The organism is Vibrio sp. Vb1554, from assembly GCF_033344235.1.
The window spans coordinates 1-20,410 of record NZ_JAWPOJ010000016.1; the positions used below are offsets into that span (position 1 = coordinate 1).

At 45.0% G+C, this 20,410-nt stretch carries 20 protein-coding genes; all 20 read left to right on the top strand.

What is annotated here, in order from left to right:
- Nucleotides 1-100 precede the first annotated feature (100 nt).
- The 20 genes from gspM (at nucleotide 101) to rng (ending at nucleotide 20,401) form a co-directional block, all read left to right on the top strand.
- A complete protein-coding gene (gspM, locus tag R8N28_RS14155) occupies nucleotides 101-751 on the top strand; it encodes a type II secretion system protein GspM (RefSeq protein WP_005381197.1) in 651 nt (216 codons plus the stop codon).
- Nucleotides 744-1,076, top strand: coding sequence for an MSHA biogenesis protein MshK (locus R8N28_RS14160; protein WP_065274907.1), 333 nt, complete (start codon nucleotides 744-746; stop codon nucleotides 1,074-1,076). The genes gspM and R8N28_RS14160 overlap by 8 nt, the downstream gene beginning before the upstream one ends.
- Before the next feature lie 20 nt (nucleotides 1,077-1,096).
- Nucleotides 1,097-2,737: a pilus (MSHA type) biogenesis protein MshL gene (gene mshL / locus R8N28_RS14165; protein WP_005388471.1), complete on the top strand. Its 1,641-nt coding sequence runs from the start codon at nucleotides 1,097-1,099 to the stop codon at nucleotides 2,735-2,737.
- A 44-nt stretch (nucleotides 2,738-2,781) separates the two neighbouring features.
- The gene (locus R8N28_RS14170) at nucleotides 2,782-3,627 is read left to right on the top strand and encodes an ExeA family protein (protein ID WP_053303467.1); all 846 of its coding nucleotides are present in this window, start codon (nucleotides 2,782-2,784) and stop codon (nucleotides 3,625-3,627) included.
- Nucleotides 3,624-4,718, top strand: a complete 1,095-nt coding sequence (locus R8N28_RS14175; protein ID WP_206959925.1) for a tetratricopeptide repeat protein — start codon at nucleotides 3,624-3,626, stop codon at nucleotides 4,716-4,718. Before R8N28_RS14170 ends, R8N28_RS14175 begins: the two co-directional genes overlap by 4 nt.
- Nucleotides 4,715-6,439 carry a GspE/PulE family protein gene (locus tag R8N28_RS14180; RefSeq protein WP_005381188.1) on the top strand — a complete coding sequence of 575 codons (1,725 nt, stop codon included), beginning with the start codon at nucleotides 4,715-4,717 and terminating at the stop codon, nucleotides 6,437-6,439. The genes R8N28_RS14175 and R8N28_RS14180 overlap by 4 nt, the downstream gene beginning before the upstream one ends.
- Nucleotides 6,440-6,447: 8 nt before the next feature.
- Complete coding sequence (locus tag R8N28_RS14185; protein ID WP_206959926.1) at nucleotides 6,448-7,671, top strand: type II secretion system F family protein; 1,224 nt, start codon at nucleotides 6,448-6,450, stop codon at nucleotides 7,669-7,671.
- Nucleotides 7,672-7,674: 3 nt separating this feature from the next.
- Nucleotides 7,675-8,136 carry a hypothetical protein gene (locus R8N28_RS14190; protein WP_054579426.1) on the top strand — a complete coding sequence of 154 codons (462 nt, stop codon included), beginning with the start codon at nucleotides 7,675-7,677 and terminating at the stop codon, nucleotides 8,134-8,136.
- 291 nt (nucleotides 8,137-8,427) lie between these two features.
- Nucleotides 8,428-8,934 carry a type II secretion system protein gene (locus R8N28_RS14195; RefSeq protein ID WP_047103654.1) on the top strand — a complete coding sequence of 169 codons (507 nt, stop codon included), beginning with the start codon at nucleotides 8,428-8,430 and terminating at the stop codon, nucleotides 8,932-8,934.
- Nucleotides 8,935-9,011: 77 nt separating this feature from the next.
- Nucleotides 9,012-9,236: a type II secretion system protein gene (locus R8N28_RS14200; RefSeq protein WP_199266800.1), complete on the top strand. Its 225-nt coding sequence runs from the start codon at nucleotides 9,012-9,014 to the stop codon at nucleotides 9,234-9,236.
- Between the two features lie 124 nt (nucleotides 9,237-9,360).
- Nucleotides 9,361-9,840, top strand: coding sequence for a type II secretion system protein (locus tag R8N28_RS14205; RefSeq protein WP_206959928.1), 480 nt, complete (start codon nucleotides 9,361-9,363; stop codon nucleotides 9,838-9,840).
- A complete protein-coding gene (locus R8N28_RS14210; protein ID WP_132937235.1) occupies nucleotides 9,837-10,418 on the top strand; it encodes a prepilin-type N-terminal cleavage/methylation domain-containing protein in 582 nt (193 codons plus the stop codon). The genes R8N28_RS14205 and R8N28_RS14210 overlap by 4 nt, the downstream gene beginning before the upstream one ends.
- The gene (locus R8N28_RS14215) at nucleotides 10,418-11,131 is read left to right on the top strand and encodes a PilW family protein (RefSeq protein ID WP_104979757.1); all 714 of its coding nucleotides are present in this window, start codon (nucleotides 10,418-10,420) and stop codon (nucleotides 11,129-11,131) included. Before R8N28_RS14210 ends, R8N28_RS14215 begins: the two co-directional genes overlap by 1 nt.
- Complete coding sequence (locus R8N28_RS14220; protein ID WP_186584633.1) at nucleotides 11,121-11,555, top strand: MSHA biogenesis protein MshP; 435 nt, start codon at nucleotides 11,121-11,123, stop codon at nucleotides 11,553-11,555. The genes R8N28_RS14215 and R8N28_RS14220 overlap by 11 nt, the downstream gene beginning before the upstream one ends.
- A gap of 8 nt (nucleotides 11,556-11,563) precedes the next feature.
- Nucleotides 11,564-15,619: a DUF6701 domain-containing protein gene (locus tag R8N28_RS14225; RefSeq protein WP_206959930.1), complete on the top strand. Its 4,056-nt coding sequence runs from the start codon at nucleotides 11,564-11,566 to the stop codon at nucleotides 15,617-15,619.
- A 151-nt stretch (nucleotides 15,620-15,770) separates the two neighbouring features.
- A complete protein-coding gene (locus tag R8N28_RS14230; protein ID WP_005381144.1) occupies nucleotides 15,771-16,814 on the top strand; it encodes a rod shape-determining protein in 1,044 nt (347 codons plus the stop codon).
- Between the two features lie 150 nt (nucleotides 16,815-16,964).
- Entirely contained in the window at nucleotides 16,965-17,861 is an 897-nt protein-coding gene (mreC, locus tag R8N28_RS14235; protein WP_005381142.1) for a rod shape-determining protein MreC, read from the top strand.
- Nucleotides 17,851-18,339, top strand: coding sequence for a rod shape-determining protein MreD (mreD, locus tag R8N28_RS14240; RefSeq protein WP_262635465.1), 489 nt, complete (start codon nucleotides 17,851-17,853; stop codon nucleotides 18,337-18,339). The genes mreC and mreD overlap by 11 nt, the downstream gene beginning before the upstream one ends.
- 4 nt (nucleotides 18,340-18,343) lie before the next feature.
- Nucleotides 18,344-18,913, top strand: a complete 570-nt coding sequence (locus tag R8N28_RS14245; protein ID WP_005381139.1) for a Maf family protein — start codon at nucleotides 18,344-18,346, stop codon at nucleotides 18,911-18,913.
- A gap of 18 nt (nucleotides 18,914-18,931) precedes the next feature.
- Complete coding sequence (gene rng, locus R8N28_RS14250; RefSeq protein WP_005381138.1) at nucleotides 18,932-20,401, top strand: ribonuclease G; 1,470 nt, start codon at nucleotides 18,932-18,934, stop codon at nucleotides 20,399-20,401.
- Nucleotides 20,402-20,410: the final 9 nt, after the last annotated feature.

Sequence of the window (20,410 nt, forward strand, 5' to 3'; positions counted from 1 at the left end):
GTCAGTGTAATTTTCATGGTTCGTAGCATGATCCTGCTTTAAGGAAAAATCAAGCACCTTCAATGATCACGGGTATAAAAACGCGCGAGGATAAAGAGAAATGAACGAATTCTGGCTCTCATTAGAAGGGCGCTTTGGCGAAATGAGTACGCGTGAAAAAGTGCTCACCGCATTGTGCGGTTTAGTTGTCGTGATCATGTTGCTCTTTACGCTGGTATTGGAGCCAAAGCTTAACGAGATCATCAGTAATGAGAGGCAACTAAGTAATTTAAAGCAAGCCAATCAAAAGATTGAAATCGATACGCTACGTATTCAGGCGCAACTTAAGAAAGATCCAAATGCTGAGATTGATCGCGCGATATCTAATCTGTTAGCTGAGAGTCAGCATCTTTCGATGCAATTAGCGGAGATCATCGAGCATCTTATTACACCTTCGCAAATGGCTGAGCTGCTTGAAAATGTGTTGGAGCAGCAAAGTGGCATTCACCTTTTGTCTCTGCAAACCTTGCCATCTGAGCCAATAACGGAAGATAAAGAAGCATCGCAATACTCTGGTTACTACGTGCATCCTGTTCGTATGGAACTGACTGGTGACTATTTTTCTATTGCTAATTATCTGAATAAATTGGAGAGCCTTCCTGCGAGTTATTACTGGCGCAGCTTTAGTTATAAAGTCGAAGAGTACCCGAAAGCGAAGCTTGTGTTAGAAGTCTACACACTAGGATCTAGAGAGGAGTTTATTGGTGGTTAACAAACTCATCATCTCATTGCTTGTAATGGCAGCGGTAGGAACCGCTTGGGCAAACCAAGACCCAACGGCCCCACTTGGTTGGGAAAAACCAGCGGTTGAAACGTCAGCGAAACCAAAAGTTAAACGGTACCGACTGCCTAAGCTCAACAGTATTGTGTGTAAGCCAAGTACTGATTGTATCGCGATTATGGATAACAAACTTGTCGAAAAAGGCGAGCTATTTAAGGGTTATCGCGTCGCGAGCATTAATAGTGAATTTGTAACTTTAAAGCGTGGTAACCGTCAGTGGGACCTAGAGCTTTTTGATTTAAACGTAAAACAATAATAACCAGAGCCCGATCAGATATGCGCAAATTAGTTGTAGGAATAACGATTGCTTCTTTAATGGGATGTTCAATGGGTCATCGGAATCCAGTGGAAGTTAAAGAAGCGCTCAATGAATCGATCAATCAAGCGAACAGCCGCACATTGGAAGAAATCCCTTCTTCTGTTGAGGCAGACTTGATGCCAAATTTAGACTCGAACGTTGCATCAGAGCAAGGCACCTCGAAGCGTTTTCGTATTCAAGCGAATGCGGTCGATGCAAGAAGCTTTTTCGCCTCGTTGGTGAAAGGCACAGAGTACAGCGTGGCGATTCACCCATCGGTACAAGGTAATATCACTGTCAACTTGTCAGATGTGACATTGGATGAAGTTCTGAATGTCGTACAGAATATGTATGGCTATGACGTGGTGAAGTCTGGCAAAGTTATTCAAATCTACCCAGCAGGTATGCGTACTGTGACCATTCCAGTCGATTATCTACAGTTCAAGCGTTCTGGTCGCTCATTAACCAGTATTGTTACGGGCTCTGTAACCTCGGCTGGTACGTCTAATTCTGGTGGTAGCTCAGACAGTTCTGACTCGTCAGACTCTAACAATGGAAACAACAACGATAGCTCGACCACATCTACGGGTGGTACACGCATTGAAACCATCACTGAAAGTGACTTCTGGCCGATGCTGCAGCAAGCTGTTGCGAATCTAATTGGTTCAGGCAAAGGGCAAAGTGTGGTTGTAACGCCACAAGCGGGAGTTATTACGGTTCGAGCATTTCCAGATGATATTCGCGAAGTACGCGAGTTCTTAGGTGTATCGCAGGAGCGCATGCAGCGCCAGGTCATTCTTGAAGCTAAAATCCTAGAAGTGACGTTGAATGATGGCTACCAACAAGGCATCAACTGGTCAAACTTATCGGCGTCAATTGGTAACTCGGGTAGTATCGTAGTCAACCGCCCTGCGTCGACATTACCACCATTGGATGCGATTGGCACGCTATTGGGCGGTCAAACCAACGTGACGATTTCGGATGGTAACTTCAATGCCGTGTTGAGCTTCATGTCTACGCAAGGTGACTTGAACGTCCTTTCGAGCCCTCGTATTACCGCTGCCAACAACCAAAAATCTGTCATCAAGGTCGGTACTGATGAGTACTTTGTTACAGAGCTATCGAGCAATGCAGGCAACGGTGAAAACTCAAATGCAGTTCCTGAAGTGGAACTGACGCCATTCTTCTCGGGTATTTCCCTCGATGTGACTCCGCAAATTGATAACAAAGGCAATGTGTTCCTGCATGTTCACCCCGCAGTTATTGAAGTCACGGAAGAAGTGAAGCAATTGAACTTGGGCGGAGATTTCCAAAACATCCAACTGCCATTAGCGAAAAGCTCTATTCGTGAATCAGACTCGGTTATTCGTGCTAAAGATGGCGATGTTGTGGTTATCGGCGGGTTGATGAAACAGCAAAATCGTGAGCTTGTTTCTAAAGTCCCATTTTTGGGCGATGTACCAGCACTGGGGCATTTGTTCCGCAACGTGAATAACGTAACTGAGAAAACAGAATTGGTCATCTTGCTAAAACCGACCGTAGTTGGCGTGAACTCTTGGCAGAAAGAGCTAGAGCGCTCTCGTGATCTGCTGCAAGAGTGGTTCCCAGATGCGCAATAAGCGCTGGGAAAGGTTCTGTTTTTCAATAGGTTTGTGATTCGAGTATGTACTTGTCACACTTTGGATTCCGAGTTCAGCCTTTTTCGTTAACCCCAAATACAGAAATGTTCTTGGGGTTAGTCCCTCACTATGAGGCGATCCAAACCATCCTAGCTGCCGTGCAAATGGGAGAAGGGGTGATTAAGGTGACGGGAGAAGTAGGCACTGGAAAAACCATGGTATGCCGTAAGCTGATCGAGCAGATTGAATCTGAAGTTGAGCTTATTTACTTACCCAATCCAGTGTTGAATGGGGAACAGTTGCAGTTTGCTGTCGCCAGAGAGTTGGGTATCGAGAACGATGATCCGCTGCGTATCGTTTCCCTCATTCAAGAGCACTTGATTCAAGTACATTACTTGGGAAAGAAAACCGTCTTGATCGTTGATGAAGCGCAAGCTCTTTCCCCACAAGCTTTAGAAACATTACGTCTATTTGGCAATCTAGAAACGGAACAAGATAAGCTCATTCAATTGGTGTTATTCGGACAACCTGAGTTGGATGAAAGATTGGCTAACCATGAGCTAAGGCAATTTCGTCAACGCATTACGTTTAGTTGCCAGTTACGTCCTCTCTCTATCGATGAAGGCGTGGCTTACATCAATAATCGTTTAGATAAAGCAGGCAATGGGGCGCACATTTTTTCTATTGAACAGAAAAAAGCGATTTGGCGTTCATCCATGGGGATTCCGCGCTTGATAAACCAAATTAGCCACAAGTCGTTGCTTGCTGCATTTAATGAGCGTTGCACACTATTGAAAAATCATCACGTTTACGCCGCTATGCACGATACGTTTGATGCCCGTAAACCTAAGTTTAAAACACCCGTATTTTGGGGATGGAGTCAACCTTGAGTGCCATCAATAAAGCATTATCAGAACTTGCTGAAAAAACATCGCCGTCAGAGCTTACTCGTGCGGAGATTCCAAGTGTCTCACGCAGTAAACCTTGGCTTTGGCTTGTCGCCGGTTTTTCGTTAAGCCTTGCGGTTGGTAGCTGGGCGGTCTCTCGCGGTCCTGTCCCTTCAGGCGAGCTATCACAGTTTCAAACCGACGCTATGCCACTGTCGTCTGTGAATGTCTCACCAATTGTTTCATCGGAGCGCACTCACTCGCCAACGAGTAAAATGACGCCCGATACAACTCAAGTGGTTTACACCAAACTAGCCACACAGCCGGTAGCGCAACAGCCTCACATGCAAGAGACTGATAGGTTCACGCCAAGATCTGAGATAAATATCGCCTCTGATGATGCAGTTTTACTCGCGCAGTTAGCAACGATGCCGAGCGAGGAGCAATACGATCACGTAACCCACACAACATCAGAAAACAGCTCAATGCGTATTGAGCAGGTTGAGCTTACTCACCGCCAATTATCTCTTAAAGCGGTTAGCCGAGCGGAAAAAGCACTGGATGCTAACGATATGCAAACGGCGTTATCGGCTTATGCCGAGGCGTTGCGTTATGAGCCAATGAATGCAGACACGCGTCAAAAGTTATCAGCGTTGTACTTTGGTAAAGGTGACACGCGTAAAGCATATGAGATTATTCAAGAAGGTATCAACCTAGATACGAACAACCAAGTACTCCGCTTGGCCTTGTCTAAGTTGTTAGTGAAAGCTAATCAACCTGAAGCGGCGCTGAGCCCGCTTGTTCATTTGCCTCCAGTACCAAGTCGAGATTACTTGGCGATGCGTGCGGCATTGGCACAAAAACACAAGCAAAATGACATTGCGCTTGAGAGCTATCAACTCCTCACTCAGCGTGAGCCGGAAAACGCGCGCTGGTGGTTAGGTTTGGCTATTCAACAAGAGCGCGCCCTGGCTTTTACTGCCGCGATTAACTCTTACAACCAAGCTCTGGGTAAAGTTGGCATTTCGAATCAATCGCAAGCATTTATCCGTGACCGTTTGAGCATCTTGAAAGAGTTGGAGAGCGCACAATGAAAATTCAGTTGAGAAAACGCTTGGGCGATCTTCTGGTTGAGGAAGGTATCGTCTCTGAAGAACAAATCCAGCAAGCACTAAACGCACAACGCAGTACCGGGCAGAAGTTAGGGGATGCGTTAATTGACCTTGGCTTTATTACTGAAAAGCAAATGTTGGACTTCTTGTCTCAGCAGCTTGGTTTGCCACTGATCGATCTTGGTCGTGCGCCTGTGGATGCCGAAGCCGTGCAGATTCTACCTGAGGTACACGCACGTCGCTTACGTGCGATGGTCGTTGCTCGAAATGGGGACACACTGCGCGTTGCTATGAGTGACCCTGCGGACTTGTTCATCCAAGAATCATTGATGAACTTGTTGGGCCAATACAACCTTGAGTTCATTGTGGCTTCGGAGCGTCAGCTTATTTCAAGCTTTGACCGTTATTACCGCCGTACTAAAGAGATCGCCTCCTTTGCTGAACAGCTGCATGAAGAGCATAAAGATGTACAAAGCTTTGATTACGGTATTGATGAAGCCGATAGTGAAGAGGTTACCGTTGTAAAGCTGGTTAATTCCATGTTTGAAGATGCGGTACAGGTTGGAGCTTCGGATATTCATATTGAGCCAGACGATCAAGTATTGCGTTTGCGCCAGCGAATTGATGGCGTATTGCATGAAACGCTCTTAAATGAAGTGAATATTGCATCGGCTTTGGTTCTTCGACTGAAGTTGATGGCACACCTAGATATTTCTGAAAAGCGCTTGCCGCAAGATGGCCGATTCAATATCAAAGTTCGTGGCCAATCAATTGATATTCGTATGTCGACGTTACCAACGCAGTACGGAGAATCTGTAGTAATGCGCCTGCTTAACCAGTCCGCTGGTTTGCGTCCGTTAGAAGAGTCGGGCTTGCCGCCAGACTTGCTTGCTCGCTTACGTCGACAGTTGGCGCGTCCGCATGGCATGATTTTGGTTACCGGGCCGACAGGTTCCGGTAAAACCACCACGCTTTACGGCGCATTGAGTGAGCTCAACGAACCTGGGAAAAAGATCATTACAGCAGAGGACCCGGTTGAATATCGTCTGCCTCGCATCACTCAGGTACAGGTTAACAGCAAGATCGATCTAACTTTCTCGCGTGTTCTTAGAACCTTTTTACGTCAAGACCCAGACATCATTCTTGTTGGTGAGATGCGTGACCAAGAGACGGTAGAAATTGGTCTGCGAGCTGCACTAACGGGTCACTTAGTATTGAGCACTCTCCACACCAACGATGCTGTCGACAGTGCGTTACGTATGATCGACATGGGTGCGCCGGGTTACTTGGTTGCTAGTGCAGTCAGAGCTGTGGTGGCGCAGCGTCTTGTGCGCCGAGTTTGCCCCGATTGTAAAACAGAAGACCACTTAGATGAGTCTCGCCAGCAGTGGTTAGCTGGGCGTTTCCCAAATCAAGTTAGCACCATTTTTTATAAAGGCGCAGGTTGCCAAAACTGTAATTTGACTGGTTATCGAGGCCGAATCGGTGTGTTTGAAATGCTCGAACTTGAGCAAGAGATGATGGATAAGTTGCGCGCTAATGATGCGGTTGGCTTTGCGCAAGCCGCGCGCCGCTCAGAAAACTATAAGCCACTGCTTGCTTCTGCAATGGAACTGGCGCTACAAGGCACCGTCAGTTTGGACGAAGTGATGACCCTAGGTGAGGGCGATGCTTCTGGTAAGACTGATCCCATTTTCATATAGGTAAGTGAATGCCAACTTTTCGTTATCAAGGCCGCACGCTAGACGGCTCATCCACTAACGGCAAAATCGAAGCAGTGAACTCAGAAGCTGCGGCGGAAGCTTTGATGAATAAAGGGGTCATCCCGGTCAATATACGGTTAGAGAAAGAGTCGGCAAAAAGCCAAGTGAGCTTATCTAAGCTGTTTGTGCCTGCTATTCCGTTGGAAGTAATTATTCTTTTCTCTCGCCAGTTGTTTAGTTTGACTAAAGCTGGCGTACCTTTGCTGCGCTCTATGCGTGGCTTGTTGCAAAATTGCGAAAACAAACAGCTCAAAGAGGCGCTAGAAGATGTCGTTTCTGAACTGAGTAATGGCCGAGGTTTGTCTTCTGCGATGCAGCAACACAGTAAAGTATTCAGCCCACTGTTCGTTTCTATGATCAACGTCGGTGAGAATACGGGTCGGCTTGACCAAGCGCTATTGCAACTGGCGAATTACTACGAACAGGAACTTGAGACTCGCAAACGCATTAAAGCGGCGATGCGTTATCCAACGTTTGTCATTATCTTTATCACCATCGCCATGTTTGTATTGAATATCTTGGTGATCCCTGAGTTTGCATCGATGTTCACGCGCTTTGGGGTTGAGCTACCATTGCCGACGCGTATTTTGATCGCGACTTCTAATTTCTTTGTTAATTATTGGGTGTTGCTGGTTGTGGCAATGATTGGCGCGTTTACGGTGTTCAGAGCGTGGGTGGCGACGGCTGATGGTCGGGAGAAGTTCGATAAGTTTCGGCTTCGGCTGCCAATTGTAGGCGATATCGTTAATCGTGCGCAGCTTTCTCGTTTTGCCAGAACCTTTTCGTTGATGCTGAAATCAGGGGTGCCACTTAACCAGTCTTTGGCTTTGGCCGGGGAAGCCTTAGGGAACCGTTTTTTAGAAAACCGAATTCTTGAGATGAAGTCCGCGATTGAAGCGGGTAGCACCATTTCAGTGACGGCCATCAACAGTAAAATATTCACCCCATTGGTGATTCAGATGATTGCAGTAGGGGAAGAAACTGGTCGTATTGATGAGTTGCTGCTGGAAGTGTCGGATTTTTACGATCGAGAAGTTGATTACGATCTAAAAACACTGACCGCAAGAATAGAACCATTACTTTTGGTGATTGTAGCAGGCATGGTCATGGTGCTGGCATTGGGTATCTTCCTACCAATGTGGGGAATGCTCGACATCATCAAAGGCGGCTAATAGGTGGTTGAAAATCAAAGCCGAGCAACGCTTATTGTATTTGGGGTTATTGCTACGATTATGGCGGTGGGTTTGGCGGTCAAATTACGTCCTGTGACCGAGCAAGCACAAGTAACTGGAGCGAAGTTAGCGAGAGTTTGGATGCAAGATAGTGTTCAGCGTTATCGTCAAGCTTGGCTAGTACAAGGCGAGCCAGAACATATGCTGATGGATGGCTTAAACCTTACTATGACTGAGGGCGGGTTAGTGTCTCCCTTTACTCAGCAAGGTGTATTAGATTGTGGTTATTGGCTAGCGGTGCATTACCCCCAACGTAAAATAATGACCAACAAGTTAATAGATATCAGTGGAGCCATCAAAACTGATCGTTATGTCTGTCAATACACTTATGAAAATGGTCAGTCGATTGTAGTTATCTCAACTGCTAATCAACTGAAAATAGACGTCGAAATATCGGCGGAGTGATTTTTTTGACACCTAAGCACTATAATTGGTAATGAAAGTCGGTATAATGCAATCATAACCATAAGTAACAGGCTGTAATAGTGGGTAAACAATAATGTGTTTTTCTCATTGCAGCATGAACTGAATAATGGCGAATCGTCATTCTGCTCAAGCGGTAGATACAGTATCCACTTCACGGTCAGTTTTAGTGAAGGTTGCTGCCCCAAACCGTTTTGACAATATCCAAAATGGTCGCGTGACCTAAACGAAACTTTGCAGTTGTACTGCATGCTTACATAGAGAGAGTAAACAATGAAAAGACAAGGTGGTTTCACCCTTATCGAATTGGTAGTGGTAATTGTAATCCTAGGTATTCTAGCGGTAACTGCAGCACCACGTTTCCTTAACCTACAATCTGATGCACGTGAATCAGCTCTTCAAGGTTTGAAAGGGGCTATGGATGGTGCTGCCGGTATTGTATTTGGTAAAGCGGCTATTGAAGGAAAAGAAGCCACATTTGGTCAAACGTTAGAAAATGGTATCCAGACGGACTTTGGTTATCCAAAACCTGATACTAACGGCCTAGTTAAGGCAGTTTCTGGTCTGAATGAAGATTGGGCATGGGCATCAACAGCAAGTGCTTCGGGTGCAGTGGGTACATTAGTTGCTACTTTCCCAACTTCTACGCTGAAAGCAGGCGGCACTGACAATACTGTAGATAAGATTAAAGAGACAGAATGTTACGTTACTTATACCTCTGCGTCAGGTAAAGGTATCGATGAGGGTGCTAAAACAACAGTAACTGACACTAAATGTTAATCAGTTAAGAAGTTCCTTTAAAGGTCAGCTAGTCTGACCTTTATCTCTTTATTTTGGTTAATCTCGGAATAGTTCATATGCGTAAATCATCGGGCCTTAGTGCAATAGAGTTTGTCGTTGTGCTGATTATCTTAGGTGTGATCGGTTATGTGGTATTACCAAGATTTATCAGCTTTGAACCAGAAACTTACGAAGCGAAGTGGGAGCAAACCAAGCAGACCGCTGAGCACGTTTCTGAAACGCTGAGCAATAAAGAAACTTACGATCGAATTGAAGAAGAGATTGGCCGTTCAAAAGAGTAAAGTAACTAGACATTGGTTATTTGTTCGTCTGTTCACACTTCGAATCGAAAAATTATAAACCTATCATTAATCTCATAATTTCATCGTATACTTATCTCGCTTGCTCTAAGCCTAAGGTTGGGTTATGAAAATTCGCAGCTCTGCATTAGGGTTCACGTTAATGGAGTTAATCCTCGTGATTGTTCTCCTCTCCATCCTTTCACTTTTTGCAGCCAGCCGTTTTATGGGCTCTGGCAGTTTTTCTGCATATGCATTACAAGAACGTGTGATTTCTGTGATTCGCCAAGTGCAGGTGAATCGTATGCAGTCGAATGCTACAAGTCCTGATAACAACTTTCGTTTACAAGTTTCTAGTTCATGTGTTGGTTCGGTTGCTGCCTGTGCACTAACAGGCAGTGCACGAGATGCTCGTAGTGACGTGGTTATCGATAAGTCCGCAAATTTTTCTGTTATCAGCGGTGCCGAAAATACAGTTAATTTTAACCTTCTCGGCAATCCTGTAAGTGGTGCTGTAAACATCTTAATTGAAGATAAACATGGTCGAAGCCGCTGCCAAGTTGAAATTAATTCTCAAGGTTATGTTTCTAAAGGTACATGCTCATGAAGAAATCTAGTGGCATTACGTTAATAGAAATGATCATCGCGATTGTTTTAATGGGCATTGCGATGGTGGCGTTTACTTCTTTTCTTGTCCCTCAAATTCGAGACTCAGCTATACCTCATTATCAAACTCGTGCCGCTGCATTAGGCCAAGGTTTTATGTCTCAGATATTGTCGCGAGGCTTCGATGAAAACAGCGACTTTGATGGTGGCACCGTTCGGTGTGGTGAGAATGGAGTGAGCTGCACTGACGTAAATAAATTAGGTGCGGATAAAAAACTAGACGGTTCCTTGGAAACAACGCCTAGTGATTTCAATGATGTCGATGACTATATCGGGTGTTGGAGCACATCTACAACGGCTTCTCAGTGTGATGGTGTCCCTAGAGGGAATATTAGTGATGTACTTGGTGCGGACAGTACTGAGCAGTACAAAAACTTTAGATTAGAAATTAGCGTTGCCTATGATGATCTGACGGATAAAGCTCCCGATGAAATAACCGAATACAAAAAAGTAACATTAAGGATTTTTGCGGGGAACACGCAGCCCCTTACTTTAACAGCTATTAAGGGGAACTACTGATGAAAGATCGTGGTTTCACCTTAATGGAAATGATAGTTACGATTGTGGTCGGCAGCTTCATCATGTTGGGGATAGCTGGGTATGTCCAGTTAGGAATGAAAGGTTACGCTGATACTATCGATCGCCAACGAATACAAACACAGGCTCAGTTTGTTTTAGAAAAGATGACCCGAGAAATCCGCCATGCTGTACCTAATAGTTTTCATGTGCCAAAAGGAACAACTAATTGTCTAGAGTTTGTGCCGATTGAATATTCTGGTTTTTACACGTTTAAGAATAATGATTTAGAGTTTTTGCTAGGTAATGACTCAACGCTTAATCCTATTCCTGCGAATCGCAGGATGGTGATAAATCCGAGCCGATATGAAGATTTACAATCAACTTCTTCGCGAAATATAGCCATTGGTGGTTTAGCTAAAACAGGTAAGGTTTTTGTTGTTAGTGGGGGGGCAAGTACGATTACGGGATCCTCTGTTTCTAGCCGTCTTTATATTTATCAAGAGAAGTCGGAGGTTCGCTACTGTTTTGATACCAAGCGAGTTACGCGAAATGGTATTACGGTTGCGGATAGTGTCGATTCGTCCGTAAGTGGTATGCGTTATCTAGAGCCAACTCTGCAACGAGGTGGTTTAGTTCATATCAATTTAGAGTTTGAGCAGGATGGTGAACGTAGTGTGTATCAACAAGATGTGCAGGTGCTCAATGTCCCATAGAAGAAACTCCAGCGGAAATGTACTAATCATCGTGTTGTTCGTCATTATTGTAATGGGATATTTGGCTTCCTCTTTAATGAAAGTGACATGGTCGAATCAAAGCGGATTAACAAGAGAGTTTTTGGGAACAAAAGCTTGGTTTGTTGCTCAGTCTGCAAATGAGTGGGCATTGACAAGGTTATATCCCATCAATGGTACGAGTGATAGCGTCGCGACAATCTGCACAAATACGGTAAGCGGTGCAATGCCTAATGTCACACAAGGGACCGGATGTAGGCTTAGCCCAATGAGTTGTGTAGATTTAGGCACTTTAAACTTAGGAACACCAGCAGCAGAGTCACTATTTAGGGTGCAAGCTACGGCCGTTTGTGGCTCGGGCTTATCGCAAGTTGAGCGCCAGCAAGAGATTTGGGTTCGGGAGTAATAACAAGAATGAAAAAACTGATTTGCTTAGCCTTGATATGTATGATGAGTACGGCGAACGTTCTCGCTAAGGTTCACGATATTACGCCAAGTTGGGACTGGGTGAGGTGGGTCCCTGAAGGTGCAAGCGATTTGTGTGATAACGGTAGTTACCAAGATCGATTTAATTTTTTTGTTAGGCCTACAACCTACGTATGCCCGAACGGACTCACGTTGAATAACGGCGATACTATTGTGTCTGATAGTAAAATGACGATTCGTGTACGAGGTACTATTCAACTCGCTGGCAACAACCAGATCGGTAAATCTAATGCTCATATTGACCTTATTAACGAGACCAGCGATGTTATCGGAGATAACGGTGGCTATGATATTTATGGTGATATTGAGTCGCACGGTAAAATTCAACTTAAGAACCGATCGCATGTTTATGGTTCGATCTTGTCCACGCATGGGGAGGTTATTCTTTCTCAAGCGGTTATTGAAGGAAATGTTACGAGTAAAACGAGCACGATAAAAACCGAACAAAGCGACAATATCATTCGCGGTAACGTTGAAGCTGCTGGAACGGTTACGTTGAAGCAAACCCATGTCGAAGGTAGCGTGACAAGTATCGGTGGTGAGGTGAAAACTGAGCAAAGCGGGAATGAAATTCAAGGTGATATTTCTGCATCAAGCCGGGTTACATTAAATGAAACAAAGGTTACGGGTGACGTTACCAGTAAGGGCTTAGAGGTTATTTTAGAAGCCAATAACCAAGTACACGGAAATATTCTCGCTCTACATAAAGTCGATATTAAAAACTCATTGGTTTGTGGCCGGGTAGAATCAACAGGTAGCGAAGTATCGTTGACTAACTCTAAACTCGATCAAAATCGAGGTGTTTATACTCTTAGTGAAGCGATTCAGTCCCACGGGAAAGCCACAGTAAAAAGCTCGACCGTCTGTGGTTCTGTTAACTCAAAATCACATTCTTACGAGTACAATGATAGTGACATTTATTGTGGTGTAGATGATCCCAACTGTCAGCCCCCCCAGACCGGAGAGTGCCCAATAGAGGCTGTAGCCTCACTTTGTCCTGAATTAGTTCCTGTTATTCCGCCAACACAGCAATGTTCACTATTACCAGAAGAAAACTTCAATTCAGGTTCATTGTCAAACTGGTCGGTGATGGGCTTTGGTACCAGTGACGAGCCCCATATCTCTGATGGACGTTTCATCTTAAACTCAAATAAACCAGAGCAGGCAACAGCCTCTGCATATAACTATATTTTTCCTTCAGATCAGAACTATTTAGAGATTGAGTTTGATCACAATGCATATGGTGGGAATGGTGCTGACGGTGTTGCGCTGGTGATTTCTGATGCGAGTGTCCCTCCTCAAACCGGGGCATTTGGTGGTCCGCTTGGTTACGGGATGAAGCTTCTAAAGAATCACTACCCTGAAGTCTCCAAAGATGTAGAAGGCTTTGCTGGTGGTTGGCTAGGTATTGGTATTGATGAGTTTGGTAACTACATTCGTGAAGGGAGCGAGAAAATCGTTTCAAATAGTGTTGCTGATAATGTTGGGGTGCGTGGACAGGGCGTCCAAGATGCGAATGGTAAGTGGTTGAAAGGTTATCCGTATATCACTGGCAAAAAATACAGCAGCTCGTTGGATAATCGAAAAGGTAAAGAGAAACTGCATCGTTATAAAGTAGTTTTAAATTCGCGTAACACCGATACGATAACGCTGGCTGTATTTCGAAAAGTCGGAAAAAATGGCGGATGGGATCCTGTTATCGAAGAGTTTAACGTTTTGGAAAAAGGTGGTTTTAACTATATTCCAGATAACTTCCGTCTGTCGGTAACGGCATCCACAGGTATGCTTACCAATACGCATGATATTGATAACTTCCGAGTCTGTGCGGACAAGTACTCGCGATTAACAGATGGTATTCATCATTTCGAGTTTGACTACTCAGGCTCAGGCAGTACGTGTCAGGCTTCTGATGTGACACTTAGAGCTTGTATGAATGAAAGTTGTTCTGAGCAATATCCTAGAGATGCATACGATGATGGCAGCTTAACGCCTCTCTCTGTCACTTTACTTCCATCTACTGGCAATAATGTTGCCAACTGGGTTGGTGGTACAAATGTACAGTTTGAGAATGAAACTCAGCTTGAGCTGCAAGGTTCAAGAGCTGGCGATATTACTTTGGGTATCGATCAAAGTTCCGTACCACAGTTTGGCTTTGAAGGGGCACGATGTCGAATTAATGGCGGGCCACTATCTGCTAACAACTGTAATGTAACCTTCGCTTCAAATGTGCTTGCGGTGAATGTTAATGATGTAGTTGCTAGTCGCGAAACTACGGGGGAGGACTACCTATCGTTTTGTTCAACTCGAACTGAAGACGGCGGAGAATCTCGCGGTGTTAATATGTCGATTGATTATGAAGTGGCACCGATCGATAGCTCTCAACCTGTCGTGATTTCTTACAAGAAAAAAGTGAAAGATCAGGCTGTGGAATGGAGTTCAAATGTCGAGCTAACCAGAGCTAATAAATACCTGCCTAATGTTTATTTTGATGATGAAGGCAAGGCATTCTTTAAGTTGAGATACTCTGAAGCTGGAAAGGTCAAACTTAAAGCCAGTGTTGAAGGTGTTGATGACTCGGATGGATTCGGCAGCTTCGTTAGTTTTCCTTCAAAACTGAAAGTTACTGCAAAGAGTGGTGATAAGAGCGGAGAGTGCACCAACAGTGAAAATGGCTGTTCTTCGGGGTTTGTTGCTGCTGGTGAAGTTTTTGAGTTAACCATCTCGGCATTGCAAGATGATGATACGGTTGCTGAGAACTATCAAGAGAAGACTATTACGGTTAGTAATAAAGTGAAGTACCCGTCTAATGGTTCATTAGCCAAACTTCTAAATGAGAAGCTACCAGAATCAAGTAAATGGTCTCGTGGCAGTGTGACGTTTGATCAATCGGTTTCAGAAGTCGGTGTTTTCGAGCTTATTGCTGAGGCACCAGTTGCTAAAGATGAAAATGGCGATGATATTGGCACATCTCTATATCTTGGTAGTAATGCATTTAAAATAGCCGATGGTAAGTCAACCATTGGGCGCTTCTATCCGGATTACTTTAAAGTCACCGGGACAGAGTGGACCTACCCTGATAATCAGAATCAATCTGTATATATGGGACAGAATTTTGAATCGGTTAAGTTTGAAGTCACAGCATATAACGCTAACGGTTACACAACTCAAAATTATGGTGGTTTTGCCAATTCTTTAAAAGCAGATTTGTATTTGGCTGGTGGTTACTCAGATAGACTTAGCATTTTGGATTCCGATTTGACTAGTGATAACTGGTCGGGAGCTGTGTGGAGCAAAACTTGGGATAACTCAGTTTATTGGCGTAAAGATTTATCTTTGCCGAGTCCCGATGGTCCATTTAATTCAAAACTACCGGCAGACAAGGATAGTTCCATCGAAACGTCTATTTCGCTTTCACTTAATAATAATGGAACTAAAGTATCTGGCTATGTTGATCCTACGATGTTCTTAAAAGAAGGGCAAAATAGCACTGAAGATAGAATGGTTTCGCAACAGCTACTATCGCAACCTGATGTCAGGTTTGGTCGCATAGCTCTGGATGATGTGGGAGTGAATCAGGGTAAATCTGTTAATATCCCCCTTAGAGTGGAGTATTGGAGAGATACCCGATTCGTTTTAAACAGTAAGGATAACGGGACAACAGTGTCCCCAACTCTAAAAAGCCAGGAGCCAGTTTGGCCTGATGATGGCTCCGACTGCGACATTTTACTTGAAGGCGTCAGAACGACGGTTAACGATGGTGCCATGCGTGAACTTATTGCTAAGCAAGAGCGCGCAGACTGTGGACGTCAACAAGCTGAAGTTTGGCTTAATCTCGACCCTAGTGGTAACAACCTCCCTTGGCTCAAATACGACTGGAACAATGATGGCTCCGAAGAAAACCCATCATCCGTCGTCACCTTTGGTATTCATCGAGGTAACGATCGCGTGATTTACCGTGGTGAGCCAGGGTTAACCGGACAGTAACAACTTAGGTTTTTGCCCTTAAGTTAGGAAACTGCAAGAAATTGAGGCTTTCTGCTCATGTTTGTGTACCAATACCTTGCTGTGACAGCGAGGCATTGGTACATTTAGAGCAATTTTTGTCTTCTATATTTTTGCAGGATGAGCGAAGAGTATGTTTAAGAAACTTCGTGGCATGTTTTCTAACGATCTATCTATCGATTTAGGTACAGCCAACACTCTAATTTACGTAAAAGGGCAAGGAATTGTCCTTGATGAACCTTCTGTAGTTGCTATTCGTCAAGATCGTGTAGGTTCTGCAAAAAGCGTTGCTGCAGTCGGTCACGCAGCAAAACAGATGCTTGGTCGTACACCTGGCAACATTTCCGCTATCCGCCCAATGAAAGACGGCGTAATCGCTGACTTCTACGTAACCGAAAAAATGCTTCAGCACTTTATCAAGCAAGTGCATGACAACAGCATCCTAAAGCCAAGCCCACGTGTTCTTGTTTGTGTTCCTTGTGGTTCTACCCAAGTTGAGCGTCGCGCAATTCGTGAATCAGCACTTGGTGCTGGTGCCCGTGAAGTTTACCTAATCGACGAGCCAATGGCGGCGGCAATTGGTGCTGGTTTACGCGTATCTGAGCCGACAGGTTCAATGGTGGTCGATATCGGTGGTGGTACAACTGAAGTTGCCGTTATCTCTCTAAACGGTGTGGTTTACTCATCGTCTGTACGTATCGGTGGTGACCGCTTTGATGAAGCTGTGATCAACTACGTACGTCGTAACTACGGCAGCTTGATTGGTGAAGCAACGGCTGAAAAGATCAAACACGAAATCGGTTCTGCTTACCCTGGTGATGAAGTTCAAGAGATTGAAGTTCGCGGTCGTAACCTTGCAGAGGGTGTGCCACGCAGCTTTAGCTTGAACTCAAACGAGATCCTAGAAGCGCTTCAAGAGCCGCTATCTGGCATCGTATCAGCAGTCATGGTTGCACTAGAACAGTGTCCACCAGAGCTAGCTTCAGATATCTCTGAAAACGGCATGGTGCTAACCGGTGGTGGCGCACTACTGAAAGATCTTGATCGCCTACTTATGGAAGAAACGGGTATTCCTGTGGTTATCGCGGAAGATCCACTAACGTGTGTTGCGCGTGGTGGCGGTAAAGCACTAGAAATGATCGACATGCACGGTGGCGATCTGTTCTCTGAAGAATAAAGGTTTAGGTGAAGCTCATGTCGGGCTTCACCTTCATTTCTGCTCTCTCTGTAATTCAAACATGCTCCATACCTAAAAGTATTTAGTTAAGTATTTTTAGGTTGCCAAGTAAGGCTCAATAATCATGGAAGCAATCAGGTCAAAAACAAGATGAAACCGATTTTCGGCAGAGGTCCGTCTCTGCAATTACGTCTGTTTTTTGCTGTCATCGTGTCGGCGAGCTTAATGCTGGCCGATAGTCGTCTAGATACGTTTTCCAACGTTCGATACCTACTAAACAGTATGGTTGCACCGATTCAGTACGCAGCGAATTTGCCTCGTAGTATGTTCGATGGCGTATTTGAACGTTTTAATTCTCATCAGGCATTGGTTGAAGGCAATCGCAGCTTAAAGCGAGAAGTGCTACGCCTGAAAAGCGAGCTTATCTTGCTCGACCAATATAAAGAAGAAAACCAACGCCTACGTAAGTTGCTAGGATCTTCATTTGTCCGTGATGAAAAGAAAGTCGTGACAGAAGTAATGGCGGTGGATACTTCACCTTATCGTCATCAAGTGGTGATCGATAAAGGCCGTATTGATGGTGTTTACGTTGGTCAGCCTGTTATCAACGAGAAAGGCATCGTCGGTCAGGTTACGTTTGTCGCAGCGCACAACGCACGTGTTCTGCTGCTAACGGACGCGAAAAATGCAATTCCTGTCCAGGTGATCCGCAATGATATCCGAGTGATCGCATCGGGCAATGGTGAAATGGATGAAATCCAACTGGAGCACATTCCAACCAGCACAGATATTCAGGTTGGTGATTTATTGGTGACATCCGGTTTAGGTGGCATTTACCCTGAGGGATATCCAGTCGCGACGGTTACCAATGTGGATCACGATACGCGTCAAGAGTTCGCCTCAATCAAGGCTGAGCCGGTAGTGGAGTTTGATCGCTTACGCTACCTACTGCTGATTTGGCCGAATGAAGACCGTCAACACAAAGTACTGCGGTCCAATGTAGATGAAGGGTTAGAGCAAGAACAAGAGGTAACCGATGGCCAATAATGTATTGAGTAGCCGAATGGTGATTGGCGTCAGTTTCTTCGTTGCGCTGGTACTGCAAACCATTCCGTGGCCAGGTGTGTTAGATGTGTTACGCCCTTCATGGTTGTTCCTTGTTACGTGTTATTGGGTGTTGGCACTACCACACCGAGTGAACGTCGGAACTGCGCTAGTGTTAGGCTTATTGTGGGATATCTTGATCGGTTCAATGCTTGGAATTCGTGGCATGATGATGTCGATCGTTATCTACCTTGTGGCGCTGAATTTCCTGTTGATTCGCAACATGGCATTGTGGCAACAGTCGATTTTAATTGCCTTTTTTACTGCGTTATTGGAAGTTCTGATATTCTGTGGGGAATATTTGAACCAGGACGTAGTATTTAATCCATTATCTCTGTGGACGGCGGCAATAAACTGTATACTTTGGCCATGGATGTTTTTATTAATGCGACGAGTTCGTCGCGCTTGGCACGTAAGGTAATGCGGTGAAAAAGAGCCTATCTCTCGTTCTCGCTTCGGGTTCTCCGAGAAGAAAAGAGCTGCTTGCTCAACTGGGTTATGATTTTGAGATCGTATTGCCTGATATTGAGGAAGCCAAACAGGCTCATGAGCAAGCACGAGATTACGTGTTGCGTCTTTCTTTGGAAAAAGCTCAGGCAGGCTTAGCATTGGCTAAGCCTGATTCCGTTGTATTGGGCTCTGATACGGTCGTAGTATGCGATGACCGTGTGCTAGAAAAACCAAAAAGTTTTGAAGATTCAAAGCGTATGCTTACTGACTTATCGGGTCGTCGTCATCAAGTGATGACTGCGGTGAGCGTTGTATCATCGGAACAACAACATTCAGTGGTCGTTACCACTGACGTGTGGTTCAAACCACTGACTCACGAAGAAATCGAACAATATTGGCAGTCAGGAGAGCCATGCGATAAAGCTGGAAGTTATGGTATTCAGGGACTCGGAGGACGATTTGTCACCCGAATCGAAGGCAGTTATCACGCTGTAGTAGGCTTACCTTTGTTCGAAACCGATCAGCTAATTCAAGAATTTTTATAATTGTTTTGAGGTGTGCACATGAGTGCAGAATTGCTGCTTAACGTGACCCCGAGTGAAACTCGTGTGGCCATGATTGAAGGTGGAGTACTACAAGAAATACATATCGAGCGCGAATCGCGTCGCGGTATTGTGGGCAATATATACAAAGGCAAAGTAAGCCGAGTGTTACCTGGTATGCAGGCGGCTTTCGTCGACATTGGTTTAGATAAAGCGGCGTTTTTACATGCGTCAGATATTGTTCCTCATACCGAATGTGTGGCAGAAAACGAAAAACAGCAGTTTCAAGTCCGTGATATCTCTGAGCTGGTACGCCAGGGACAAGACATTGTTGTGCAAGTGGTCAAAGATCCGCTCGGCACGAAAGGTGCGCGTTTAACGACGGATATCACCTTACCTTCGCGTTATCTTGTTTTTATGCCGGGGGCCAGCCATGTCGGTGTTTCGCAGCGTATTGAAAGTGAGAAAGAGCGTGAGCGTTTGAAAAAGGTGGTGAACCATTACTGCGATGAGCACGGTGGTTTTATCATTCGTACCGCGGCAGAAGGCGCTGATGAAAAAGAGCTCTCTCAAGATGCGGCATTTCTAAAGCGTTTGTGGCTAAAAGTCATGGAGCGTCGCTCAAAATACAAAACGCGTTCAACACTTTACGGTGAACTCGGCTTAGCTCAACGCATTCTGCGTGACTTTGTTGGCACAGAGCTCGATAAGATCATGGTCGACTCCCGCCTTGAATACGAGAACCTGAAAGAATTCACTTCTGAGTATGTACCGGAGTTAACAGATAAGCTTGAGCTTTACGAAGGTGACAAGCCAATCTTTGACATGTACGACACCGAAAACGAAATTCAGCGTTCTTTAGAGCGCAAGGTCGAGCTAAAATCGGGCGGCTATTTGATCATCGATCAAACCGAAGCCATGACCACCATCGACATCAACACGGGTGCATTTGTTGGTCGTCGTAATCTCGAAGAGACTATCTTCAATACCAATATAGAGGCAACGCAAGCTATTGCGCGTCAGCTACGTTTACGTAACCTCGGCGGTATCATCATTATTGATTTTATCGATATGGCATCCGAAGAGCATCGTCAGCGAGTACTTACCTCACTGGAAACGGCGTTGGCGAAAGACCGAGTAAAAACCAACATCAACGGCTTTACCCAGCTTGGCTTAGTTGAAATGACGCGTAAGCGCACACGAGAAAGTATTGAACATATCTTGTGTTCTGGCTGTCCTACTTGTGAAGGCCGTGGCAGCGTGAAAACGGTCGAAACCGTATGCTTTGAGATATTACGCGAGATTACTCGTGTGAACCGTGCTTACGACGCCGATAATTTTGTCGTGTACGCATCGCCGTTTGTTGCTGAAGCGCTATTGGGCGATGAGTCTCATGCGTTAGCTGAGCTCGAAGTATTTATTGGCAAGCAAGTGCGAGTTCAGGCTGAACCCCTGTACATTCAGGAACAGTTTGACGTCGTAATGATGTAATTTGGAACA